This window comes from Gilvimarinus sp. F26214L (assembly GCF_054401055.1).
Genome location: NZ_JBTIYG010000009.1, coordinates 152,318 through 173,573, shown reverse-complemented (window position 1 = coordinate 173,573; position 21,256 = coordinate 152,318). Strand labels below are relative to the sequence as shown.

General features: G+C 60.4%; 14 protein-coding genes. 9 read left to right on the top strand and 5 right to left on the bottom strand.

Going from position 1 to position 21,256, the window contains the following annotated elements:
• Positions 1-93: 93 nt before the first annotated feature.
• Complete coding sequence (locus ACURWW_RS12070) at positions 94-1,905, bottom strand: protein-disulfide reductase DsbD family protein (protein WP_445616909.1); 1,812 nt, start codon at positions 1,903-1,905, stop codon at positions 94-96.
• 291 nt (positions 1,906-2,196) lie between these two features.
• Between ACURWW_RS12070 and ACURWW_RS12065 the strand changes: the two genes are divergently transcribed.
• The 6 genes from ACURWW_RS12065 (at position 2,197) to ACURWW_RS12040 (ending at position 11,002) form a co-directional block, all read left to right on the top strand.
• Positions 2,197-2,970 carry a hypothetical protein gene (locus tag ACURWW_RS12065; RefSeq protein ID WP_445616908.1) on the top strand — a complete coding sequence of 258 codons (774 nt, stop codon included), beginning with the start codon at positions 2,197-2,199 and terminating at the stop codon, positions 2,968-2,970.
• 98 nt (positions 2,971-3,068) lie between these two features.
• A complete protein-coding gene (locus ACURWW_RS12060; protein WP_445616907.1) occupies positions 3,069-4,145 on the top strand; it encodes a DUF2333 family protein in 1,077 nt (358 codons plus the stop codon).
• Between the two features lie 61 nt (positions 4,146-4,206).
• Positions 4,207-6,549 (top strand): DNA polymerase II, encoded by a 2,343-nt coding sequence (locus tag ACURWW_RS12055; RefSeq protein WP_445616906.1) that lies wholly within the window; start codon positions 4,207-4,209, stop codon positions 6,547-6,549.
• 357 nt (positions 6,550-6,906) lie between these two features.
• Positions 6,907-7,608 carry a nitroreductase gene (locus tag ACURWW_RS12050; RefSeq protein ID WP_458618492.1) on the top strand — a complete coding sequence of 234 codons (702 nt, stop codon included), beginning with the start codon at positions 6,907-6,909 and terminating at the stop codon, positions 7,606-7,608.
• A gap of 147 nt (positions 7,609-7,755) precedes the next feature.
• Positions 7,756-9,423, top strand: coding sequence for a carboxylesterase/lipase family protein (locus ACURWW_RS12045; protein ID WP_445616904.1), 1,668 nt, complete (start codon positions 7,756-7,758; stop codon positions 9,421-9,423).
• 511 nt (positions 9,424-9,934) lie between these two features.
• On the top strand, positions 9,935-11,002 hold the full coding sequence (locus tag ACURWW_RS12040) for an AraC family transcriptional regulator ligand-binding domain-containing protein (protein ID WP_445616903.1): 1,068 nt from the start codon (positions 9,935-9,937) through the stop codon (positions 11,000-11,002).
• A 95-nt stretch (positions 11,003-11,097) separates the two neighbouring features.
• Here the strand turns inward: ACURWW_RS12040 and ACURWW_RS12035 are convergent, their stop codons facing one another.
• The 4 genes from ACURWW_RS12035 to ACURWW_RS12020 all read right to left on the bottom strand — a co-directional run bounded on the left by ACURWW_RS12035 (position 11,098) and on the right by ACURWW_RS12020 (position 15,383).
• Positions 11,098-12,114 carry an NADP-dependent oxidoreductase gene (locus ACURWW_RS12035; protein ID WP_445616902.1) on the bottom strand — a complete coding sequence of 339 codons (1,017 nt, stop codon included), beginning with the start codon at positions 12,112-12,114 and terminating at the stop codon, positions 11,098-11,100.
• Between the two features lie 62 nt (positions 12,115-12,176).
• Entirely contained in the window at positions 12,177-12,896 is a 720-nt protein-coding gene (locus ACURWW_RS12030) for an SDR family NAD(P)-dependent oxidoreductase (protein ID WP_445616901.1), read from the bottom strand.
• Between the two features lie 25 nt (positions 12,897-12,921).
• A complete protein-coding gene (locus tag ACURWW_RS12025; protein ID WP_445616900.1) occupies positions 12,922-15,036 on the bottom strand; it encodes an outer membrane protein assembly factor BamB family protein in 2,115 nt (704 codons plus the stop codon).
• Positions 15,036-15,383: a CHRD domain-containing protein gene (locus ACURWW_RS12020; RefSeq protein ID WP_445616899.1), complete on the bottom strand. Its 348-nt coding sequence runs from the start codon at positions 15,381-15,383 to the stop codon at positions 15,036-15,038. Before ACURWW_RS12020 ends, ACURWW_RS12025 begins: the two co-directional genes overlap by 1 nt.
• A 481-nt stretch (positions 15,384-15,864) precedes the next feature.
• On the opposite strand from ACURWW_RS12020, the gene ACURWW_RS12015 reads away from it, so the two are divergent.
• From ACURWW_RS12015 to ACURWW_RS12005, 3 genes are all read left to right on the top strand, one after another.
• Positions 15,865-18,078 (top strand): outer membrane protein assembly factor BamB family protein, encoded by a 2,214-nt coding sequence (locus tag ACURWW_RS12015; RefSeq protein ID WP_445616898.1) that lies wholly within the window; start codon positions 15,865-15,867, stop codon positions 18,076-18,078.
• An 85-nt stretch (positions 18,079-18,163) separates the two neighbouring features.
• Entirely contained in the window at positions 18,164-18,688 is a 525-nt protein-coding gene (locus tag ACURWW_RS12010) for a VOC family protein (protein WP_445616897.1), read from the top strand.
• A 354-nt stretch (positions 18,689-19,042) separates the two neighbouring features.
• Positions 19,043-21,226 carry a TonB-dependent receptor plug domain-containing protein gene (locus ACURWW_RS12005; protein WP_445616896.1) on the top strand — a complete coding sequence of 728 codons (2,184 nt, stop codon included), beginning with the start codon at positions 19,043-19,045 and terminating at the stop codon, positions 21,224-21,226.
• Positions 21,227-21,256 lie beyond the last annotated feature (30 nt).

The window sequence follows — 21,256 nt, the reverse complement described above, 5'->3', positions numbered from 1 at the left end:
TGTAAAAAGCACTGCGTCCGGGTTTGAAAAGTGTGCCGAAAAAGGCCGCGGCTGTCCACGCGGGGCCCGGTGCACGGGCCCGCGGTCCAGTTGTCAGGCTCCTGTGCCTGCCACCTGTTGCGAATCGGCGGCCCGCTCCATGGCCTCAATCACGATGTCGGGAGTCAGAATCTGCGGCAGGATTTCCACCGGCGCAGAGGGGTCGGCCGGAAACACCAGATAAGTGGGAACGCCGACGCGCTGGTATTTATGGAGCAGCTCCGTGATGCGTGGATCCTCGTTGGTCCAGTCGCCCTTCACCAGGGCGACATTCAACTCCTCGGCGCGCTCAATCACTTGATCCCGGTCAAGGGCCACCCGTTCATTGGCGTGGCAGGTGATGCACCAGGCGGCAGTGAGATTGACGAATACCGGTCGACCCTCGTCGCGAAGCTCCGCGACCAGATCCTCGGAGTAGGGCTGCCAGAGCTCGTCTTCGCCCAGGTTTCCGGCCTTCACGGCGAGCCCGAGGGCGAGTACCGCCGCGATCGCCGCAGAGCCGTAGGCAAAGCCTTTACCGGGCAGAGAACTGGGCCGACGCTGCAGTAACCACAGCGCGAACGCCAGGGCCACGGCACCGGCAATCACCGCGGAGGCGGAATCAATACCCGTCTGCCGCCCCAGTACCCATAGCAGCCACACCGCGGTCAGGTAGAGCGGAAAGGCCAGAAACTGCTTGAGCGTTTCCATCCACGGGCCCGGCTTCGGCAATGCCCGGGACAAGCGGGGGCTGTAACTCAGCGCCAGGAAGGGCAGCGCCATCCCGAAGCCCAGGGCGGCAAATACCGCCAGCGCCGTCCCCGTCGACTGCGTCAGCGCGACTCCGAGCGCAGGCGCCATGAAGGGAGCCGTGCACGGACTCGCCACCACCACCGCCAGAACCCCGGTAAAGAAGGATCCCTGCATTCCACCGCGGGCGGTCAGCGACTGGCCCACGCCCATCAGACGGCTGCCAAACTGCACAAAGCCCGACAGGCTCAGGCCCATGACCAGGAAGAGGTAGAACATGAATGCCACAAACACCGGTGACTGGAGCTGCCGGCCCCAGTCTGCCTGCCCGCCGGCGGCGCGGATAGCCAGGATAATGCCGCCGATGGCCAGAAATGACGTTACCGCCCCCGCTGTGTAGACCCAGCCGTGCACCCGGTGGTTATGCTCCGATCCGGCGCTGGACATGAGGCTCATGGCCTTGATTGAAAGTACCGGAAAAACACAGGGCATCAGATTGAGGATAATGCCACCCAGAAAGGCCAGCAGGAGAGTGTAGCCAAGAAAGGGAGCCCCCTCGGAACCGGTGCCACCCGCTGCTCCGCCTCCCGCAGGGGGCTCGGGCTTGGCGGTAATCGCGGCGATCGGTGTGGCCTTGCCGGAGTCCAGGTCGAGCTCGTAATTCTCTGTGTAGGGTGGGTAGCACAGCCCCGCGTCCGCACAGCCCTGGGAAGTGATGGCCAGCTGCAATGTGTCGACGCCCTCCGGAAGTTGGGCGCGGACATCGGTCTGCTCGTAGAACACCTCCATGTCCTTCTCGAAGTACTCGTCGTACTTGACCTTGCCGTCTTCAAACTCCAGAGCCAGCGGCAGCTCGCTACCGTCGCTGTACGCCTTGATCTTGAAGTTGTCCTTGTACAGGTAGTATTCGGGTGCGATATCCCAGTGCAGGACAAGGTTTTCACCCTCCGAGTCCAGGGAGAGCTGATAGGCCTCTTCGACCCGCAGAAATTCCTGGGTCTCAGAGCCTGCGGGGCTGCTCAACAGGCCGTTGCCACTGGTGCTGCTCAGGGGGTCCTGGGCGAAGCTGGCCACCGTCCATGCCGCCAGAAACAGGGCCAGCAAGGCGGGTAGCTGTTTTTTTAGTGGGGAAATCATAGGGTCTGTCACCTTTCTCAAGCATTGCTGTCATTGAGCTGCCGCGCCGCTTGGCGCACACTACGGACCTTCTGCCGGATTGTAACCCATTGGGCGCCGTTGAGGAGCCGCCGGGCAAGCCGGTCTGAAGGGGAGATCTCTTAGCGGGAACCGTTTTAGTACGATAAGATGAAGGGCACGTTAAGAAGCTTCGGCCATTTCGCTAAGCTCGTTAAGAAGGCCGGCTCATAAGAAACCGACTGCGCCGTGTACCCGCAAGCAGTTGCCTTCTGCAGCATCGAGGACCCGTCAATGCCCAATCGACTGTTTCGCCTGATCCCGCTGGGGGTACTCGGCGTGCTGGTTCTGTCGTCTGGCTGCAGCAGCCTCCAGGCGGTCTGGCCGTCCGAAAAAGAACCGCCGGCACCGAACCAGGCGAGCGCGCCTTCCCCCGCTCCGGAGCCGCAGGCCCCCGCTTCACCGCTGGCCGCCCGCAGTGTGGCAGACGATGTCCGGCAACTACTGGCCGCAGCCGAGGGCGCGCTGGCTGCCAATCGGTTGACGACTCCGCTACATGACAACGCCTTTGATCGCTTTCAGGCGGTTTTGCTCCTCCAGCCCGACAACGCCCAGGCCCGCAGCGGGCTGCAGCAGGTATTCAGCCGTTACGTGGGAATGATTCGCAGCGCGCTTGCCCGGCAGCAGGTGGGGACCGCGCGGGCACTGCTGGAACGGGCCAAGCTGGTCGAGCATGACCATCCCCTGATTGCGGAGATGGCCGCGGAAATATCCGACCTGCAAGAGACCCTGGCAGATCAGGGCCACCAGGATGCCGACTCCGGTAAAGAGATCCCGCTGGATCCGCGCAGCCTGGACCGTCGCGAGCCGACAATGATAGAAAAGCTCAAGCAGATCGCGGTACAGGTCCGGGATTCGGAAGAAACTCTGCTGATTGTAGCCCGCAGTGATGCGGAAGGGCGCTGGATTTACCAGCGTATGAGCGAAGGAGTCCCGGACTACCGCCTGCGCGGAGATATCCGCCTGGGCCGCGAACCGAGGATTCTCCTGCTGCCGCCCATCGATTGAGCTATGCTCCCGCGGCCCGCCCTCTAAGGTGGAGCTCGGGCTTACTGCCAGCGTCGTAAATGCCAGAATCGAACACTCAGAAGTCAGACAGGTAAGACATGGTCACAAATGGGGTAAAAAAGGCCTGGGTCGGCATTCGCCGTTTTTTTCGCGATCAGTCCGCCGAGATGTCCGACGACCTGAAACGCGGCGGACCGATGGTCAAAGTGGCCATCTTCGGATTGGCCGGACTGTTTCTGGTACTGATCATCCTCGGAATCTACTGGAGTCGCGAGCCCGACCTGTTCTCCGTCGACGAGGTTACCCAGGCTGAAGTGGAACGCTTTGGCCGCAGTCCTGTTGTTGGCGCCGCCACCACCGCGACCCTGATCCATGTGGCGGAAACCCTGCTCGACAAGCCCGGCGGCTTTCTCACCAACGATATCACCCCGCCCAGCCTGTGGCTGGACAACATGCCTCGCTGGGAATTCGGAGTCCTCATACAGGTGCGCGACCTCAGCAAGGCCATGCGGGAATCCTTCAGCCGCTCTCAATCCCAATCCGTGGAAGACGAAGCACTGGCCAAGGCCGAACCCCGTTTCAACTTCGACAACGACAGCTGGGCGCTCCCCGCGTCGGAAACCGAATACCGGGACGGCATCGGCTATCTGCGCGCTTATCTTGTTCGCCTGACCGACGAACAGCGCAGCGACGCGCAGTTCTACTCCCGGGCCGACAACCTGCGCAATTGGCTGACTACCGTCGAAAGCCGTCTGGGCAGCCTCTCCCAAAGGCTCAGCGCCAGTGTGGGGCAACGCCGGCTGAACACGGATCTGGCTGGCTCCCAATCCTCATCCCGCGCCACCCCGGTGGCAGACGAGGACCTCATCAAGACCCCCTGGCTGCAGGTGGACGACATTTTCTACGAAACCCGCGGCTCGACCTGGGCGCTGCTGCATTTTCTGCGTGCGGTGGAGCAGGACTTTGCAGGAGTGCTTGAGAACAAGAACGCCCGGGTGAGCCTGCAACAAATCATCCGCGAGTTGGAAGCAACCCAGCAGCCCATGTTCAGTCCAATGGTGCTGAACGGTCGCGGCTTCGGAATTTTCGCCAACCACTCACTGGTAATGGCCTCCTACATATCCCGGGCCCACTCCGCCCTGTCCGATCTGCGCGCTCTGCTGGCGCAAGGTTAGCCGACATCCCGGCCGGGCACCGGCGAACCCGTGGCAAGGAGGGGGCCGGCCCCACAACCCGATGAATGCTTTTCTGCTCACGCGCCACTGGCGCGATACACCCTCCGGCATCGGTCTCGAACTGTGGTGCGCCAGCGAACACGGTCCGGTCGCCATAGCTATCGATGGCCAGGAGGGCGTCTTCTTCGTCCGCGAGAGCGATCTGGAGCAGGCAACTTCAACACTCGCCCCATCGATCCCCCGGGTTGGACAGGCCCGGTTACGCAACCTCGGCAATGAACCGGTTGTACCGCTTTATTTTGCCGGCCACCGTCACCTGCGCGAAGCGGCCTCCGCGCTGAGTTCAGCCGGCATCCCCCATTGGGAGGCGGACATTCGCCCCCCGGAACGGTTTCTGATGGAGCGCTTCATTACCGCTGGCCTGGCGGTGGAGGGGGCGGTCGAATCCGCGGGGAAACTCCACCGAGCACCTAATCCACGACTCAGCGCGAGCGAGTACCGGCCCGACCTTAAAGTTGTGTCCCTCGACATCGAAACCTCCATGGACGCAAAGCGGCTCTATTCAATCGCCGTTTACGGGCACGATGTCCGCCAGGTGTTCATGGTGGACGGGGAGAGCGAAGACAGCCCGGGCCTTACCATCGTCCGCTGCGAAAACGCCCGGACCTGCCTGCGGGTGTTTCTTCGCTGGCTGGACGGCTACGATCCAGACGTTCTGATCGGATGGAATGTGGTCCAGTTCGACCTCTGGGTACTGGCGGGCCTCTGCCAGCGGCACAAGGTACCCTTCACCCTGGGGCGAGCCGGGCAACGGGTTCAATGGAGAGAGGACGAAGACGGCCACCGGCGTTACATCCAGGTTCCCGGTCGCGTCGTGCTCGACGGCATCGAGCTGATGAAAGCGGCCACCTACAACTTCCCGAGCTTCGCGCTGGAATCGGTCGCGCAGGCGGTACTTGGCGAAGGAAAACTGTTGCACTCGGCGGACCGCGGCCTCGAAATTACCGAGCTTTTTCGCACCGATAAGCGACGTCTGGCGGAATACAACCTGCAGGACTGCATACTGGTCTGGAAAATTGTGGAGGAGTGCAAACTGCTGCAATTCGCCATCGAACGCGCCCATCTGACCGGCTTGCCGCTGGACCGCAGCGGCGGTTCCGTCGCCGCGTTCGAATACGCTTATCTGCCGTTATTGCATCGCAAAGGCTACGTCGCGCCCAACCTGGGCGAGCTGCAGTCGGACCTGCTCAGCCCCGGTGGCTACGTGCTGGACTCCCAGCCCGGCATCTACAAAAATGTTCTGGTGCTCGACTTTAAAAGCCTCTACCCCAGCATCATTCGCACCTTCCGAGTCGACCCCTACGGGTTCTGGTTCGCCCGCCACAACCGGCTTTCCGAGGCGGAGCTGGTGCCCGGCTTCCGGGGCGCGAGCTTCGCCAAAAACGAGCATTTGCTGCCGGGAATCATCGAACGCTTATGGGCCGCACGTGACCGCGCCAAAGCGGAAAACAATCAGCCCTTGTCCCAGGCAATCAAAATCATCATGAACTCATTCTATGGTGTTCTGGGCTCCACCGGCTGCCGGTTCTACGATCCCCGGGTGTGCAGTTCCATTACCCTGCGCGGCCACGAAATTATCCAGACCAGCAAGCGCTGGATCGAGGAGCAGGGCTTTACGGTCATATACGGCGACACGGATTCCCTGTTCCTGTGGGTGGGCAACGACCTGGATGAGGAGCAGGCCCGTGCGGTCGGAGTGGGGCTCGCGGCCACACTCAACAACCGCTGGACAGCAAAACTCCATGAGGACTTCGGCATCGACAGCGCACTGGAGCTGGAGTTTGAAACCCACTACCTGCAATTCCTGATGCCCACCATCCGGGGCTCGGAGCAGGGCAGCAAGAAACGCTACGCCGGGGTGGTTCGCCAGCGCGGCGAGGAACGGCTTGTTTTCAAAGGGCTCGAGAACGTCCGGACCGACTGGACCCAACTTGCAAAAACGTTTCAGGAGGAAATCTACCGGCGGGTATTTGCGGGTGAGGCAGTAGAAGACTTCGTGAAGGAGACCGTCCAGGCGGTTCGGGCCGGCCAGCGCGACGGGCAACTGGTCTATCGTAAACGGTTGCGGCGCAAGCTTGCGGACTACACCAAAAACGTCCCGCCACACGTGCAGGCCGCGCGGAAGCTGTTGGCGCAGCGACAGGTGTCCACCGGGCGCGGGGATTGGATCGAATACCTGATTACAACCAACGGTCCCGAGCCGGTCAAAGCACTGCAAAGCCCCATTGACTACAACCACTACGTGGATCGGCAACTGGCACCGGTCGCGGATGGCATACTGCGTTTCGTGGGGCTCTCTTTCGAGGATATTATCGAACCGCAAATGAATCTGTTCGGGCTGTAAGCGAGCAACCTTCAGAAAAGCTCAACAAGGCGTTGAGTCAAGCCGAATACCACCGCATGTTGTTCCCGCGAACGAAAGCTACAATTCAAAACCTGGCACGGAGCGAGTTTGGCGCTGATGGGAACCCTTCCGAAACCTTCGCTTCAGGGATGAAGCGAAGGAGCTACGACCGCCATGGATGGTGGAAGTGCAGATTTTGCAGGAGCAAAAATCTGCCTGGATGTATTCACCGCGTTTTCGGAAGGGATCCCGTCAGCGCCAAACGGCATGGTGCACTCGATCCGTCAGCGTCAAACAAGGCATGGTGCACCGTGTCCGCCAGCGTCAAACGAATTCAGATAAGAGGTCCCAAGTCAAATGTCCGATACATTATTACAGACAGGCGATCCCGAAATGTCACTGGTCGAAGCCATCTACCGGCGACGTTCCGTACGGGGGTTTCTGCAAAAGGAGGTCCCCGCCCAAACCCTGCAGCGCATCCTCGAAATCGCCCAGCAGGCACCATCCAACTGCAATGTGCAACCCTGGCAGGTTCACATCGCCACAGGCGTCCTGAAAGACCGGCTGAGCGCGGACATGGTGGAACGGGTCAAAGAAGGCATTCCCGCCAATCCCGATTACCCCTATCGGGGGCGCTTTCTTGACGATTACCGCCGCAAGCAAGTCGAGTGCGCCGTCGCCCTGTACAGCGAAATGGGTATCGCGCGCGATGACACCAAAGGGCGTTCCCGCGCGGCGCTGCGCAACTTCGAATTCTTCGACGCCCCCTGCATGGCTTTTGTCGGTATGGACAAAGAATTCGGCACCACAGTTGCCCTCGACGTCGGCATGTGGGCCCAGAACTTCATGCTTGCCCTCACCGCCTTCGGACTCCATAGCTGCCCCATGGGAGCAATGCGCAACTACCCGGACCTCGTAAGAGAAGCCTTCCAACTGACCGACGACCACAGAATCCTGTTCGGCATCGCGTTCGGCTACGAGGACCCTGCCGTACCGGCAAACCGGACCCGTGTAGACCGGGATCCCGTTTCCGCTAACGTCACTATCCGAAGTTGTTAAATGCCGCGTTGATTGTAGCGGCCCATAGCCATACCATGGAAAAGCGTGTTCGCCAGAGTGATTGAACAGTAGTCGCGGAGCCCCCGCTGCGAGGGCTTCTACCCGAACGATTCATAACAAGAATTCAAACCGGTTAGAGGGGTAACCATGATCATGTTCAACCGACAAACCGTCCCGCTCGTCCTGTCATCATCCCGAATAACAATCGCCTGCTGCTTGCTTGCCCTGCTTTCGCTGGGTGGCTGTGGCCAGAGCGAGCCCTCCGGCACCCAGGCGACCGGCAACAGCGAATCCGGCACGGACGAATCGCCCGTTGCCACGACCGAGCACGGTCAGGTGAAGGGCTTCGTAGAAGATGGAGTCAATGTCTTCAAGGGTATCCGCTACGGCGCCGATACCGCCACCACGCGTTTCCAGGCACCGGCCGAACCGGAACCCTGGAGTGAGGTGGCGGACGCCTCAGCCTATGGCAACTCCTGCCCGCAGATTCCCACCGGCAGTGGCGGCGGGCTCTTCAACTCCTGGCGTCCCGATCCCGTCCCGCCGCTGAGCGAGGATTGCCTGTTTCTGAACGTCTGGACCCCGGCGCTGCGCGACGGCGGCAAACGTCCGGTGATGGTGTGGTTCCACGGCGGTGGCTTCAGCTCGGGCAACGGTTCCAGTAATGCCTACGACGGGGTGCGGCTCGCCAGCCGGGGTGATGCGGTGGTGGTTACAGTCAACCACCGGCTGAACTACTTCGGTTATCTCTACCTGGGTGAGTACGGTGAGAAGTTCGCGGATTCGGGTAACGCAGGCATTCTGGACCTGGTGCAATCCCTGGAATGGGTGCGGGACAACATTGAAGAATTTGGCGGTGACCCGAACAACGTGCTCATTTTCGGTGAGTCCGGTGGCGGGGCCAAGGTGAGCGTGCTGATGGCAATGGATGCGGCTGAGGGGCTGTTCCATCGCGCCGTCGTCCAGAGCGGTCCGGCACTGACCATTGCTCCCCGGGAAGGCGCAGCCAAGGCCACGGCGGCAGTTGTGGAGAAGCTGGGACTGACAGCGGACACGATCGACAGAATCCTGACGATGCCCAGTAATCAGATTGAAGAAGCCGCCCGCGCAGTGGCCGCGGAAGGCAATCTTTCACCCGGCAGTCGACCGGTACTGGACGGTACCAACTTCAGCCGCCACCCCTTTCAGGACGGTGCCCCGCCCCAATCGGCGGATGTACCGCTACTGATCGGCACCACCCGCACGGAAAATTCACTACTGATCGGTGCCCGTGACCCCTCCACGTTCGATCTTGACTGGGATACCTTGCCCGGCGCGCTGGAGCGTTATGTACCCGGTACGGATCCGGCGCGGGTGATCGAAACCTATCGCGAGCTGCATCCGGAAATGGGCGCGGCGGAACTGTTCTTCACAGCGACGACCGATGCACGCTTTCTCAACAACAGTATCGAACTTGCCGATCAGAAGGCGCAACAGGGCGGAGCGCCCGTCTACATGTACCTCCTCAACTGGGATACGCCCGTGGACGATGGAAAGTGGTTCTCGCCTCACGCTCTGGAAATCGGAATGGTTTTCGACAACGTGGCGAAGTCCGAATCCATGTCCGGAGTCGGCGACGACCAACAGCGAATCGCCGACATGATGTCGAAGGCCTGGCTCGCATTCGCCCGTGAAGGTGACCCCAATCACGACGGAGTTCCAGAGTGGCCGGCGTACACACCGGACGAGCGCTCCACCATGGTCTTTGACCTGGAGCCGCAAGTGGTGGTGGATCCCCACGGTGATCAGCGTGCCATATTCCTGGACGAGGGCTAGGTTGTTTCAACTTTTTGACGGTCCATCGGGCCGATCAATCAGTCATGACGGTTTGCGAACCTGCGCCCCATTGACTTTTGATGGCGGGCTGCGAGAAGCCGCCCGCCAAAACGGCTTGTGGTATTTGTACGGTTTCCTTTCTATTTGGCTACCGAATTATCTGCGCGACATGTGGTGTGCGTGTGGCGTAAATTTACCCCATTAATGTCCCCTGGGGCCAGCCTCCGATTCCCCTGGCCAGTGTGTCGAAATCACCACTGCCACGCGAAATGTCATTCCGTGGCTTGCCGCGAAAAAATACCTGACGCGGTTAACAAGCCTTTACAATCCAGCTATCATCCTCCTGCCTCCAAGGTCGGCTGCCAGTACACTGGCGATGTGTCCCCGCGGGATAGCGGCGGTTGTTCGTGCGGATACCCATTGCAAATAGTATTGGGGTACCACCCACGAGCATGATGAGGTCTGCGCAAGGCCGGATCGCTTCGTTAGACAAATAATAATGAGGTGGCACATGGAAGCGAAAACAATTCCTTTTGAGCTTCACCCGCTGGGATTTATTGAAGCATTTACCCATTTTGGTGCGGATCTCGACCGCCTGTTGGACAATACCGGCATCACCCGGGACATGCTGACATCACGGGAGGCCCGGATCTCCTACCGTCAGCAGCACCAGCTTCTTCGCAACGGCATTCGCCTGTGCCGCAAACCAGGGCTGGGCCTGCTGGTGGGGCAGTACATGGATTGGAGTTACAACGGCACGGTGGGCGGCGTGGTGCACTGCAGCCCGACCCTGCAGGCCGCCGGCGAAGCGTTCCGCCGTTATGTGCTGATTGCGCAGCCGTACTACACCATGTACATCCACAAACCCAACATGTATATCGATGCGGATGGAATGGTCGTCACACCGCTGCGATACTTCGCCTCTCCCGAGAATGACGCGGAGCTGAACCTTTTCGAAATAGAATATCGACTCGCCGTGACTCTCCGCATTTGTGACCTGTGCGGCAACAAATCGGTCCCGGATCCGGCCGTGCACGCCTATCTGCACTATCCGGCTCCAGCTCACGCGGAAATGTACCAGGACCTCCCGTGTGACGAAGTGCGCTTCGACTGCGAGCAATCAGCCATCGCCGCTCACCACCTGTTCATTACCGAGCCGTTCAGGCTGTTCCGGAAGAGCGCCTTCGATCGCATCATTGCCCAATGTGAGGAAGAGTTTCAAAAGGCGGAACTGGAAAGCTCCACCACCCGCAAAGTCCGTTGGCATATCTGTGCCTACTTCAATGGCGTTCCCGGTCGGCTCATAACTCTCGAAGAAGTTGCCGAGCTGCTGGCCACAACGCCACGGGCGTTGACCCGCAAATTGGCAGCGGAAGGAACCAGCTTTCGCAGCATTCTTCACGAGGTTCGCATGGAAGTGGCCTCCCATCACTTGCGGTCCTCGACACTATCGGTGGACAGGATCGCTGAGCTGATGGGGTTCTCCAACCCTTCGAGTCTGCGCCGTGCAATCAAGAACTGGTCGGGACATTCGGTGGGCGAGTTGCGGGAAAAGCGGCGCGGCGTAGTCGAGCACTAGCAGCCGGAGCGGGGCGTTTATCGCTTTCGCCCTCCAACAGAAAAAGCCGGCTCGGGGCCGGCTTTTTGTCCGTGGCTGGTGCAGTTTTGAAGTGGTTATTCTTCGGCGATTTTCACCAGTTGCTTGCCGAAGTTCCTCCCCTTAAGCAGCCCGCGGAACAGCTCCGGGGCATTTTCCAGACCCTCTCCCAGCGATTCGCGGAATTTGATCTTTCCCGCCTTGACCCACTCCGCCAATTGTGTGGTGGCCTCCTGCCAGCGGTCGTCCCATTCAGTGACCACGAAGAAGCGATGTTCGGGAACATTTTCGGCCTTTGCGAAGATGTCGAAGGGAGTCTTCACTTCGCTTCGGTCCTTGGCGTTGTACGCGGACACATAACCGCAGATTGGCGCGCGCGCCCCGGGGTTGAAGAGGCTGGCGACTGCTTCGGCCACTTCGCCGCCCACATTCTCGAAGTATACGTCCACCCCATCCGGGCAGGCTTCGGCCAGTTTCTGCTGCCACCCTGGGGTTTTGTAATCGATGCAGGCGTCGAATCCCAGTTCGTCCTGAACGAAAGCACATTTTTCGGGTCCGCCGGCAATGCCCACGGCACGCAGGCCGAGAATCTTGGCCAACTGTCCCACGACTGAACCCACGGCTCCGGAAGCGGCGGCCACCACGAGTGTTTCGCCCGCTTTCGGTTTGCCCACTTCCGTGAGCCCCCAATATGCGGTGCGGCCCGGCATGCCGATTACGCCAAGGTGCATTCCCAGCGTGCCCAGATTCAGGTCCACCGGACGCAACCGCTCGGCGCTGTCGTCGATTACAAAATGCGTTTGCCAACCCGTGTAGGCGGTTACGTAATCGCCCTTCTTGTACTTGTCGGAACGGGACTCGATGACCACGCCCGCGGATTCGCCGGGCATGACCTCGCCGATCCGGGTGGGCTCCACATAGGATTTTGCGTCATTCATGCGTCCGCGCATGTAAGGGTCGAGCGACAGCCACAGAACCTGGATCAGAATCTGCCCCTCCTGCAGCGCGGGCAGTTCTGCCTCCTCAGTGCGGAAGCAGCTGTCGTCGGGTTCGCCTACTGGGCGCTGGGCGAGAACGATGCGTTGTGTCTTCATTGCGTGTCTCCGGAAGTTGATTGATGTACGGGTTAAGGGACTGCAGTCCCGGCCGGGTGTATTCAGGGCAGCAGCAGGCCGCCATCCACATCGATATTGGTGCCGGTCACATAGTCGGCCGTCATCAGGTAGACAACCGCCCCGGCGACTTCCTCCGGCTTCCCCGGGCGCTTGATGGATTGTTCTGCGGTCATGGCGTGGAGGCGTTCATCCTTGGCGTCCGCCATCCATTCATACATGGTGGTATCGATGATGCCCGGCGCGACGGTGTTGATGCGGATGGGAGCGATCTCCGGGGCAATGGCCCGGCACAAACCTTCCACCGCGTTGCCTACGCAACTGATCGACGACATTCCCGGTCGGCACTTGCGCGAGGGTGTGCCGCTCAGGAGCGTAATGGAACCGTTCTCTGCCATAAAGGGAACTCCGGTTCGCACCAGGTTTGTGTAGCCCCAGAATTTGCCAAACGCCTCGGAAAACTGCTCGTGGGTTTGTTGCATGAACGGTGCGATGGTGCGATTGGCGCCTGTGGCGCTGCCCACCAGGTGATGCACGGTGCCGACCTCGTTGAGGAGCTGAGCCAGGGCATCTCCATCGTGAATATCAATCTGGCGGAACTCGATCCGGCCGCCCGCCTGTTGGTTTGCCTGGTCAATGTATTTTTGGGTTCGGCCTAGCGCCCAGACCCTGGCGCCGGCGCGGGAAGCCAGGTCGGCGATGGCAAAGCCGATGCCGGAGGTGCCTCCGGCGACAACCACATTCTTGTCCTTCAAATCGCTCATGCTTGATCCTCACATTGGTAAACATTCACTCGGGCAGTGCGAACACGTAAAGCGCATTGCCGTTTTGGGGTGGCTGGATTTCCGGCGTTACAAGGCGCGGCACCATGCGCGGACTGGTTCCGCCTAACGCGGCCGTTACCGCAATGTATTGCCGACCCTCGATACTGAATGAGACGGGAAAGCCCTGCACGGACGTGGCCAGCCGGGATTGCCACAGTTGTTCTCCGGTTTTCACGTCAAGGGCGCGGAAGTTGCGGTCCAGGTCGCCTACGAATACCAGGCCACCGGCCGTGGACAGAGCACCTGTGAGGAAAGAAGCGCGCTGCTCGACACTCCACACCTCCTCCAGGGTATCCACATCAAAGGCCGCGAATTTGCCCAGCATGCCCTTGCTTCCGGGCATTTCGAAGAAGCGTCGGCTGGCGGCCAGGCCTCCGGAGCCTTCCTTCAGTTCCACGGGACGGGCGGCGGTCTCGAAACACGCTTGCACCAGCGGCGTGATCAGCAGGCCCTCGCCCGGGTGGTAAGTCATGGGATGCCAGTCCTTGCCGCCGGCACTGCTGGGGCAGGCGGAGATCCACTGGTTAAGCTGCGCGCGTGCGATGTCGTCCCGGTAGGTGACGGCACCGGTCTGGGGGTCTATATCGCTGAACACATTCTGGAAAAGCGTTTCAGCGTGCTGAAGAAACTCGCCCGATTTTCGGTCGTGCTTCCAGATAATGCCGTGCTTTCCCAGAGAGACCACGAGCTTGCGGCCATGGCGGTCGATCAGAACCCGTTCGAAGGCTTCGTCCAGGTCCAGAGCCTCGCCGGGAACGTGTTGAACATACCAGGACAAGGCTCCGTCCTCCACGCCGAGGGCCACAGTGGCGTTGGTGTAGAGCCCCTGGTCCTCAATGGACATGTGGCGGCTCACTGGGACCCAGGGCTTGGCCTGGGCGGTGGCCCAATAGGTGAGCTTCAGGTCCGGGTCATAGCTGCCGGTAATCCAGGTTTCCCCGCCGGCACGGAACCGGTCTTCCAGTCCGCCCCAGGTATCTCCTCCCGGGTGACCACTGCGGGCCAGGGTCTCGAAACGCCACTGGAGTTCACCGGTGTCCGCATCGTAGGCACTCACGAAGCAACCCTCGTCGTCGTAGCGGGCACATCCCGCGAGCCCTTGCAGAACGAGCCCTTCGGCCACGATGGGGCCGCTGGAGTTTTCGAAGCCTGCGTTGGGGTCGGCGATCCGGGTTTCCCACACTTTCTCACCGGTGCGTGCATCGAGGGCGAGCAGGCGGGCATCGGTGGTGGCTTGAATGATCTTGTCGTTGTAGATGGCAATATTGCGCATGTCCTGGCGATTTGCCGGCCCGCTGTGATGCTCCCAGATCAGATCTCCGGTTTCCCCGTCCAGGGCCTGCAGGATGTTACCCGGGTTGATCAGGTAGATAATTCCCTTGTAGACGAGGGGCGAGGGCTCGGAGCTTCCCTCATGCATGGCCCAGACCCATTGCAGTTGCAGGTTCCCCACATTGTTGCGATTGATCTGGCTGAGCGCGCTGTGGCTCCAGGCCTGATAATTGCCCCGCACCATCAGCCAATCCGCCGGATCAGGGTCGCGAAGCGTGGCGTCGGTGACCGGGACAAAACCTTCGACTCGACCTTTAACGGTCACTCCCACCGGGGCACGGGCCTGTTGCCGGGCCGTTGCGCTGCGCGGCGCTTCACCGAGTCGGAAATTACTGGCGACGGTCAGCGCACCGCGAGTGCTCGCAAGCCCATTGGCCTGGAGCAGATACGCGGTGAGCTGCAAAAAATCATTTGTCTCGAGGTTGCTGTTGCCTCCAGGAGGCATGGAGCTCTGAATCAGGCCCCGCAAATTCTGCACGTCGCGTCCGGCCCATTTCTGCAGGAAGCCTTCACCCGTCAGCCCGGGCGCGGCGGGACCTCCCTCCAGTGTTTCACCGTGGCACCCGGAGCAGTTAGCGGAATAGAGGCCTCGCCCGCTGTTGGCCTGGACATCGGTGTAAGTGGCAAGGGGGGCAGCGGGAGCGGAAGTCACCTCCGGTGGTGCTTCGGAGCAGGCTGTCAAAAAGGTAACCATTGCACAGGTCGCGAGGCGAAGCAGGCGCGCGGGTCGATTCCGGGGTGAGTTCATCAGTTCCGGGGTCCTGGTGAGATGGGAAACAGCCAGCCGCGCAAATTTCCTGCCGGCGCTGCCTCGCTGTGGACCTGTACGTACAGTGCCTGCTGGTGCAACGCTTCGATTTGCGCGGCAGTCAGTTCGATGCGGCCCACGAGCTTACCCTCCGAACCGGGACTCACTTGCAGTTCCGCAATGGCCGGACCCGGGATGCCCCTCGGCCCCATGTGCAGATGCGCGGACTGCGCCGCTCCTTTAAGGCCGGCGAAATGGCCGTGCACAGTGAGCAGTGATCCACGGAGCTGCGCCGTGGCCTGTCCCAGACCGGTGACTTTGTCGATCGAGCGAAAATCAACAGGCATGGGAGCCAGCCGCGCTTCAAACTGCGAAGATCCGGTGGTCGCGGCCGGGCCCGGCCGGTGAACCCCTCGGGCGGTGCCTTCCCCGTGAGCGTTCTCCACAGAAACGGGCACGGACAACAAAAGTGAACAGCAGCTCACTGCAACCAGCCAGCGCGCGCGAAAATGAACAAAGCTTGGCATTATCGAATTATTGTGGGGGAATGGAGCACAAAAGAGTAAAGCAGGGGTGGAGGCAATTCAAGAACGGTTGTCCGTGACTGGTCGCGGAACGGTAACCGTTTGGAAGTGTTAATTTGACGACGAATCCCCATGGACTCAAGTACCATACGGTCGAATAATCCCGGATGACCGACGCATCCGATGGTCAATCTGGCAGACGAAACTCAAGGCAATCCGTACGGTCGTCCGCGTGACCTGGAGTTGATCATACGTGCCTGCAGCCTGCGCGATTGTTGTTTCATAAAAATAAAGGAGAATCGGCTTGATCAGACCAGCATCTTCCTCCCTGATCTCCCTGGCGCTGGCCGCGCTTTCACTGTCTGCGAACGCGGTTCCGGACAACGTGGAGCGCGGTGCTGAGGTTTTTCAGAATCATTGCAGCCGTTGTCATCTCCCGCTGGAAATGGATGGCCGGGTTCGCAGCGTCTGGGCGGGCCGCAAGGCGGACGAACTTTTTCAGCGCATCAAGCTGACCATGCCCGGTGAACAGCCCGGTTCCCTGCCCGATTCCCAGTATCTGGATGTAACGTCCTACATTCTCAACCAAGGAGGCGTCCCGCTTCCCGAGGGAGATTTGAAGCAGCAGCAACTGGCTGAGTTGACCATCGTCCCGGAAGAGGCGACAACCGCCGACAAGCAGGACGGCATGGTGAACTGGGCCGAGTTTAACGGCGATCTCGCTGCGAGCCGTTATTCACCGCTCGACCAGATCAACGCGGACAATGCCGATAGCCTGGAAGTTGCCTGGGAGTTCAATGCCGGCATCTTCGGCCCTCAGCCCGAATTCAAGAACACCACCTCGCCGCTGGCGGTGGACGGCACGCTTTATTTTACGGCCGGCACCACGCGCAACGTGGTGGCGATCGACGCTGAGACCGCCCAGCTGAAATGGATGTGGCGGCCCCAGGAAGGCAAGCGGTTCGACGACGCGCCCCGCAAAGGCTCGGGTCGGGGTGTGGCCTACTGGAAGGACGGTGCCCAGGAACGCATCTACACGGTTACCCCGGGGTACTATCTGGTAGGGCTGAATGCAAAAACCGGTTTGCCGGACCCGAGTTTCGGTGCCGGTGGTTGGGTGGACCTGCAAAAGGGGCTGCGCCTGGCCGAGGACCGCGAGGACATCGACATTGGTCTGTCCATGCCGCCGCTGGTGGTGAATGACGTCATCATCGTGGGCGCGGCACATCTGGTGAGTTTCCGTCCCACGTCTGCATCCAACGTAAAGGGTGACATCCGCGGCTTCGACGCGCGCACGGGCAAGTTGTTGTGGACCTTCAAAACCATTCCGGAGCCTGGCGAGCCCGGCTCTGAAACCTGGCTGAACGGCTCCGAGAAGTTCACCGGAAATGCGGGTGTGTGGGCCCCGATGTCGGCGGACCCGGAATTGGGGCTGGTCTATCTTCCGGTGGAATCGGCAACGGGTGATCGCTACGGCGGTGATCGGCCCGGCAACAACCTTTATGCCAACAGCCTGGTGGCCCTGGATATCGACACTGGCGAAAAACGCTGGCATTACCAGATCATTCACCATGACATCTGGGATTGGGACAACCCCAACGCGCCGATCCTGGCGGACTTGCCCAATGGCCGAAAGGTGGTGGTGCAACTCACGAAACAGTCCTTCGCCTACGTTTTCGACCGGGAAACCGGTGAACCGGTCTGGCCGATTGTTGAACGTCCGGTGCCGCAGACGGACGTGCCCGGCGAGTGGACCTCGCCCACCCAGCCATTTCCGACCAAACCGGCCGCCTACGACCGCCAGGGGATCAGCCACGAAGATCTGATTGACTTCACCCCGGAACTGTTCGCCGAAGCCAAGAAGGCAGTGAAACCCTACCGCCTGGGCCCGCTGTATACGCCACCCTCGGTGGCCAACGGCCCCGACGGCACCAAGGGTACCCTGAGCCTGCCGTCCGCCACGGGCGGTACCAACTGGGAGGGCGGCGCCTTCGATCCGGAGACGGGCATGATGTATGTGCCTTCCTTCACGGACGTTTCCATGCTTGCATTGATGCATGATGCGAAAGCCTCTTCGGTGAAGTATATCTGGGGAGGCGGCGGCCGGGTGCCGAAGGTTCGCGGTCTGCCCCTGGTCAAGCCACCGTGGGGACGCATTACGGCAATCGATCTGAACAGCGGGGATCATCGCTGGTGGATTCCCAATGGCGATACTCCGGGGGAGGTTGCCAACCACCCGGACCTGAAGGACGTGGATCTCCAGCGCACGGGAAAGCCCACCCGTTCCGGTCTCCTGCTCACCAAGTCACTGCTCTTCGCCGGTGAGGGCTGGGGCGGCAGTCCCGTATTCCGGGCCTACGACAAGAAAACCGGGGAAATCGTTGCCGAAATCGACCTGCCCGCAACCCAGGCCGGGCAGCCCGTCACCTACATGAGTAACGGTCGGCAGTACGTTGTCATGGCCGTGGGCGATGGCAAGTCAGCCGGAAGGCTGGTGGCGCTGGCGCTTCCCGAATAATCACTTAAAAAGGCGCTCGCGAGCGCCTTTTTTGTTTCGCACCTTGATCACACATCGGACAACAACAATAAGAGGGGTGATTGTCATGAGTGAATCGGTTGAAGAACTGCTTGCAGAGTACGAAAACGGCCACATTTCCCGTCGCAGCTTTCTTGCGTCGCTCTCCGCCATGGCGCTGATGAGCAGTGCCGGGGTGCGGGCGCAGACGAACGCCCAGCTGGAAGTGACATCCATCAACCATGTCACACTCTTTGTCAAGGATATTCCGAAAGCGGCGGCGTTTTACCAGGACCTGTTCGGGCTGGAGGTCAAGAGCCAGCAGAGCAACGGCATCAACCTTTCCACCGGAGACCAGGGCCAGTTTCTCGGGTTTTACGGTGGCACTCCCGATACGGAGGAGGCCATTCATCACGTGTGCCTCGGTGTGAAGAACTTCGACGTGGACCGGACCGTGGAGATACTTTCGCAGCACGGCATCAAGGCACAGATTCGCATGCGCGACGAGGTGCCGGAAATCTACTTCCTTGATCCCAACGGCATCTTCATGCAGCTGCAGGACGAAAGTTACTGCGGCGGCAGCGGTCCCCTGGGGAGTGTCTGCAAAAGCTAAATTGGATTCCACGGGCGGCTCACGCCGAAATAACGTGAGTCGTCCGGTGCTGTGCGCCCCCAGAGGTGCGTAACTACTCCTTTCAGCTGCGTTGAAAGTAATAGATGTAATGATCTCCCTGTGCCCGCGTTATAAACCGTTCGGTCGGGCAGTGCTCAACGCAAAGTTATGTAACCTCCAGATGACCAGGCATTCCGCGAGCCCGGAAAACTGCTAAACTCGCGCTTCTTGCCACCGCCAGGTGGCGGCCCCATGCAAACCCATCCTGAAAATTAAAATAACAGCGATACTCCGATATCGCGCCGCGGGTGGAGTGCATGTGCCGGACATAAAACAGTAGTACGGAGTCTCCCAGTGGCGTTTTCTAGTAAGGATCCAATCTTTACTGCTTTTAAAACAGCTCTTTTCCTCTGCGTGTTCCCGGTGGTTGCTTTCGCGAAAGCGGAAACTTCGACCCGTTCTTCGCCGCCCGAAACCGGTGTCGGCGAGGGGGACGCGTCCACCGTGACCTATCCAGCGGATTTCTTTTCCCGCTATGATCCAGTGACGGCTCTGGACATGCTCAACCGAATACCGGGGATCGATTCCGTTGTGAACGCGGAAGCGCAAAGTCGCCGCGGTTTGGGGGCGGGCAGCAGCGCGATCCTGATTGACGGCCGCCGGATTGCCGGGAAGGAGAACAGCGGCAGCGAGATGCTGAGCCGCATTGCCGCCAAACAGGTGGATTATGTGGAGATCATTCGCGGCAGTTCAGCGGAACTGGAGGTCCGGACAGCGGGCCCGATTGTCAACATCGTCATGCACGAGGGCGCTTCCCGCTCCAGTGTGTCCGCCGAGTTGAAGACCATTCGCTACGGCGATGGCGAGTTGGGGCCCGGAGGGTCGTTTTCCTTCGGGGGGCAGACCGGGAATCTGAACTACCTTGCGAGCCTGACGGCGGAGCCCTACTACGAGCGCCAGGTGCGCCGGGAAACAAGCGTTCACCGGGACGGGCGGCCGAAAGACAGCATGGACCAGACCCGAATCCGTGAGCAGACCGATTATGAGCTGGCCGGCAATTTCGGTTACCAGTTCAGCGATCGGGATCTGTTGCAGTTCAACGCCTTTGTGCGGGACAACAGCAACCCCCATGAAATCCACCGGACCAATACCCGCTGGGATGTCGACCCCCTGCAAATCAACCGGCAGTTCGAAGAGCGGGAATCGGAGCGCACCAAGTGGGAAGTGGGCGGCAATTATCAGCATGGTTTCGCCGACGGGCGCCGCATGAGCCTGATTTTCGTTGTGAACGAAAGTGTCGACGACTGGTACTACGACCGCTTCGAACTGCAAGCAGCGGACAGTTCCAAAGTTCTGTACATCGGCGAGGACAAGATGGATCGTGAGCGCATCCTGCGGTTCTCCTTCAATACCCCGCTGACGATCGGGCAGGATCTGGAGCTCGGTCTGGAAGCGGCACAGACAACCCTGGACAAGTCCTTCCGCATGGGACTGCCGCGGGACGGAGCGGCCGACCCCCGCTTTGGCGGGCTGGCGCCGATCAGCGACGTGGACTCCTTTGTGGAGGAGATTCGCTATGAGCCCTTCCTGATCCACAACTGGCGCCTCGGGTCCGACGCAACGCTGGAATCGACTCTGGTGGCGGAGATATCTGAAATCTCCCAGCGCGGCACCAACAACGGACGGCCCGTGGAGAAGGCTCGGGAGTTCGAATTTCTGAAGCCCAAATTCGACTATCGCTATGACATCAACCAGCGAACCCAACTGCGGGCGACTCTCGAGCGCGATATCTCCCAGTTGAGCTTCGCGAATTTCAGCACAGGAAGCAGCGATACGCTGGACCTGGACAAGAACGTCAGTGCCGGAAACGCGGACCTGGTGCAGGAGAAGACCTGGCGCTATGAAGTCAATCTGGAGTATCGCCTGCCGGGAGAGGTGGGGGTGCTCAACTCCCGTGTGTTCTACGATGACATCGACGATGTCATCGATCGCGTGGCAGTTTCCACCGAATCCGCACTGCTTCTTTCGGCGCCCGGCAATATCGGCGACGGCAAACGCTACGGTGCCGAACTGGACGCCAGCGTTCGCCTGCACGCTTTGGACATGCCCGATGCCCTTCTGACTATTGGCGCGCTGGTGGAGGATTCCGAAGTAACGGACCCCTTTCTGGAAGAGAGCCGGCGCATTACCTCTCATGGTCGCGGCCAGTTCAAATTGGGTTTCCGGCACGACCTGCCGTTGTGGAACCTGAACTATGGCGCGGACTACACCTACCCTCTGACCGGCGCCGAACGGATCGTGGAGATCGGAGACATCGAGGAGCGCTTCCGGCCCCCGGATGCCAGTCTGTTCGTGGAGAAGATCGCCTTCGGCGGCATTACTTTCCGCCTGGAATCGACGAACCTCCTGGACGAGCCCAGCTGTTATGAGCGGAATCGCTACGCGGGCGGAACCGCCACTCGCGTCGTCGAAGAGGTGGAAAGCTATTGCTACACCTACGGTCCCAAGGTCGCGCTGAAAATCAAGACGACTTTCTGACGAGAGATCTCGAAGGCGTGCTAGCGGGCC

Excerpts from the sequence above, each read along its gene's own strand:
- ACURWW_RS12070 (WP_445616909.1), bottom strand. The coding sequence starts at position 1,905 with ATGATTTCCCCACTAAAAAAACAGCTACCCGCCTTGCTGGCCCTGTTT.
- ACURWW_RS12065 (WP_445616908.1), top strand. The coding sequence starts at position 2,197 with ATGCCCAATCGACTGTTTCGCCTGATCCCGCTGGGGGTACTCGGCGTG.
- ACURWW_RS12060 (WP_445616907.1), top strand. The coding sequence starts at position 3,069 with ATGGTCACAAATGGGGTAAAAAAGGCCTGGGTCGGCATTCGCCGTTTT.
- ACURWW_RS12055 (WP_445616906.1), top strand. The coding sequence starts at position 4,207 with ATGAATGCTTTTCTGCTCACGCGCCACTGGCGCGATACACCCTCCGGC.
- ACURWW_RS12050 (WP_458618492.1), top strand. The coding sequence starts at position 6,907 with ATGTCCGATACATTATTACAGACAGGCGATCCCGAAATGTCACTGGTC.
- ACURWW_RS12045 (WP_445616904.1), top strand. The coding sequence starts at position 7,756 with ATGATCATGTTCAACCGACAAACCGTCCCGCTCGTCCTGTCATCATCC.
- ACURWW_RS12040 (WP_445616903.1), top strand. The coding sequence starts at position 9,935 with ATGGAAGCGAAAACAATTCCTTTTGAGCTTCACCCGCTGGGATTTATT.
- ACURWW_RS12035 (WP_445616902.1), bottom strand. The coding sequence starts at position 12,114 with ATGAAGACACAACGCATCGTTCTCGCCCAGCGCCCAGTAGGCGAACCC.
- ACURWW_RS12030 (WP_445616901.1), bottom strand. The coding sequence starts at position 12,896 with ATGAGCGATTTGAAGGACAAGAATGTGGTTGTCGCCGGAGGCACCTCC.
- ACURWW_RS12025 (WP_445616900.1), bottom strand. The coding sequence starts at position 15,036 with ATGAACTCACCCCGGAATCGACCCGCGCGCCTGCTTCGCCTCGCGACC.
- ACURWW_RS12020 (WP_445616899.1), bottom strand. The coding sequence starts at position 15,383 with ATGCCTGTTGATTTTCGCTCGATCGACAAAGTCACCGGTCTGGGACAG.
- ACURWW_RS12010 (WP_445616897.1), top strand. The coding sequence starts at position 18,164 with ATGAGTGAATCGGTTGAAGAACTGCTTGCAGAGTACGAAAACGGCCAC.